The organism is Sulfuricurvum sp. (assembly GCF_049277495.1).
Lineage (GTDB): Bacteria > Campylobacterota > Campylobacteria > Campylobacterales > Sulfurimonadaceae > Sulfuricurvum.
Genome location: NZ_JBASYM010000064.1, coordinates 1 through 3133, shown reverse-complemented (window position 1 = coordinate 3133; position 3133 = coordinate 1). Strand labels below are relative to the sequence as shown.

Sequence of the window (3133 nt, the reverse complement as noted above, 5' to 3'; positions counted from 1 at the left end):
GGTTAGTATCCGTATCCGTAAACGTTGGTTGGATCCTAGTGATCGTAAACGTTACGGAGCTAAAAAGTAATCTTTTAATGTACTTTTCTGTTTAGTCAGAAAAGTACCAAAAGATCATACCGTAATCCAAGAACGCTCGCTCCTCTCGGCACTACTGCCTACAGAGCGGCTCTTAGTATTGGATTACGGGAATTTTATAAAAACAATTATTTCGCCATCTCTTTTCCCGCAATCATACCGCTAGCCCATGCAAAGTTAAAATTATAACCGCCGCGACGTCCTACAATATCGAGTACTTCACCCGCAAAATAAAGACCCTTTACGAGATTTGATTCCATTGTTTTATTGTTGATCTGAGTCGTAGAAATACCGCCTCCGCTTACTTCGGCATGTTTAAAGCCATGGGTGTCACTCACCTCAAATTTCCATTCACCGATCAAATGGGTCAGTTTTTTGACTTCTTTGGGATTCAGTGCCGATACGGTTGTCGAAAGAGCAATGGCGGCATCTTCGAGAAGGTAGGTTGCAATTTTTGCAGGGATAAGACCGCAAAGGGCCGTGTGGACGTCATGATTAGGGACGGAAGCGAAGAGTTTTTCGATCATATGTGTGAGAGTTTGGCGATCGTATCGGGGGAGGAGATTGAGGGAAATACTAACACGCTGTTTGTTGAGCAGGGCATAAGATGCCTTTTGGCTGATGTCGAGGATAGCGAGCCCTGAAATACCGTACGCGGCAAACAGAATGTCGCCTTGGACTTTTTCTTTGGATTTTCCATTGATGATCAACGTCACTTCCGCCGTTGTTTTGACCCCTGCCATTTTATGGTGGTTTTTGGAATTTAAGTGGAGCTGTACCAACGAGGGGTAGGTCGGGAGTATCTCATGCCCGAATTTTTTTGCAAAGTTATAACCGTCTGCTGTTGCCCCCAGCTGGGGTGCCGCTTCGGAGCCTGTCGCAATAAGCACTTTATCAAACTGATTTTTATCCGAAGGAGTTTCGACGATAAAGAGGTTCTCTTTTTGTGAGATGCTGCTCACTAAGGTATCGGTGCGGATGTGGACTTTTGCATCACTGACGGCGCTTTTTAAAGCGATCAATACCGATTTGGCTTCATTGGAGAGGGGATAGCATCGGCCATCGTCTTTAATATCGAGAATCAGCCCAATGGAGTTGCAGAACTTTTCAAAATAATTAAAATTGAGCTGTTTGAGTGCGTATGTGACGAAATGGGGATCGTTGCCCGCATAATCTTCATGTGAAGCCGTGGTATTGATGATATTGCACCGTCCGTTGCCGGACGCCAATATTTTCTTTCCGACCCCGGAATTGTGCTCATAGATTGTAACATCGGCTCCGGCACGTGCAGCGAAAAGTGCCGCCATAAGTCCGCTTGCCCCGCCGCCGATGATGGCTATTTTATTCGATAGGCTCACCCCTCTCTCCCGTAGAGCTCGTTATAGAGTTTCATCGCATACCGATCGGACATACTGGCGATATAGTCACTGATAACGCGGTGTTTGTTACGTCGATCAAGTTGTTCTACATAATAGCGGGGCAACATCTTCGGTTCTTCCATCAGGGCATTAAAAAGACCGATAATTGCCTGTTTCCCGGCAAACATTTTGCGCATGATATGTTTGTGCTGATAGAGTTCCTGATAGAGGAGTTTTTTGAGTTTTTTGATTTGGGTTTCCAGTTCCGGCTCAAACCCTATGGCGATCGGTTCGGATGCGGGAATAACAGAGGCTAACACATGGGTGTTATCGATTTTGTCCCGAGAGTGTTCAAGAAGAGAATAGACCAGATGGTTGATCAGGTGGGAGCTAAAACGGTAGCGGAACATTTCATCTTCGTTTTCATGGATCCCCTCATCATATACTTTTTGCAAGATTATTTGGATCAGCTCACTCGATCGAAGAGTTTCAAACGTTATCAGCCCCGAAGCGACGCCGTCATCGATGTCGTGGCTGATGTAGGCGATCTCATCGGCACGGTCGACGATCATCGCTTCAATGCTCGGATGGGTATCGAGGGCAAACGCTTCTCGGACGCTGTCGGGCAGAAACGGTTTGTTATAGGGGTATGAGTGTTTTAAAATCCCTTCCAATGTCGCATAGGTGAGATTAAGTCCTAGAAAGGCTTTATATCGCTGTTCGAGTTTGGTGACGACGCGAAAGCTTTGGAAATTATGTTCAAACCCGCTTTTAAATCCCCGTTCCCGCAAACATTCATCGAGAGTATCTCCGCCGATGTGCCCAAAGGGGGTATGGCCTAAATCATGGGAGAGGGCGATACTTTCGGCAAGGGACTCTTCCAGTCCTAAGTGGGATGCAATGGAACGGGCGATCTGGCTTACTTCGATGCTGTGGGTCAGACGTGTTCGAAAAAAATCTCCCTGCGAATTGAGAAAAACCTGTGTTTTGTACTCGAGGCGGCGAAAACTGCCGGAGTGGATAATACGGTCACGATCTCGAGCATAGGGGGAGCGAAAATCGTCACTGATAGGATAAAAACGTTGGCTTGGGAGCACGGAAACCCTTTTTGTATTGTGTAATGCCATTATATCGTGACTCTTTACACAAAATTAACACTTCTTTTCTACAATGGTGTTTCGATTCTCCTTCGATAGTTTGACCGAAATTCTCATTGAGTGTTTCGGTTTACTATAATCTTTCATTATTCTTTGCATCTAGCATCTAAAATACTCTTTTTATCACAAAACAAGATATAATTTATCTTCACAATGCTATGGCAACAAAACAGGGGTAAAACATGCAGAAACGGCCAAACTCATCATTGATTTCAGATACTGCTCGAGAGAGCGCAAAACTGTATCAAAAAGAAAATCTCAAAGCGCGTCGCCAGAAAGAAGATGATTTTTTTAACCGACAACTCGATTACCGTGATTTCGTTTTTGCACCGCAAGGGTATGAGGGGATTGCTTTAGCCTTTTATCTTGTGACGATCCCTTATTTAATGGGATTGCTGTTTCTATTTCTATTTGTTGCCGAAGCCAGTTATGAATACTTTTTACAGTTTGATTTAGCCTCTTTCTTTGTTATCTGGGCCATAGGATATGAAGCGTGTGCCGTTACCATTTTGGTGACAATTTTCTTGATTTGGCTTAAAC

Annotated in this window: 3 protein-coding genes; 1 reads left to right on the top strand and 2 read right to left on the bottom strand. The window is 44.6% G+C overall.

Annotated elements, in window-relative coordinates:
• Positions 1 to 206: 206 nt before the first annotated feature.
• Complete coding sequence (locus WAO38_RS10965) at positions 207 to 1436, bottom strand: NAD(P)/FAD-dependent oxidoreductase (protein ID WP_422237054.1); 1230 nt, start codon at positions 1434 to 1436, stop codon at positions 207 to 209.
• Positions 1433 to 2533, bottom strand: coding sequence for a deoxyguanosinetriphosphate triphosphohydrolase (locus WAO38_RS10960; RefSeq protein WP_422237053.1), 1101 nt, complete (start codon positions 2531 to 2533; stop codon positions 1433 to 1435). The genes WAO38_RS10965 and WAO38_RS10960 overlap by 4 nt, the downstream gene beginning before the upstream one ends.
• Positions 2534 to 2775: 242 nt before the next feature.
• Between WAO38_RS10960 and WAO38_RS10955 the strand changes: the two genes are divergently transcribed.
• On the top strand, positions 2776 to 3133 hold a 358-nt coding region (locus WAO38_RS10955; protein ID WP_422237052.1), incomplete at its 3' end, for a hypothetical protein.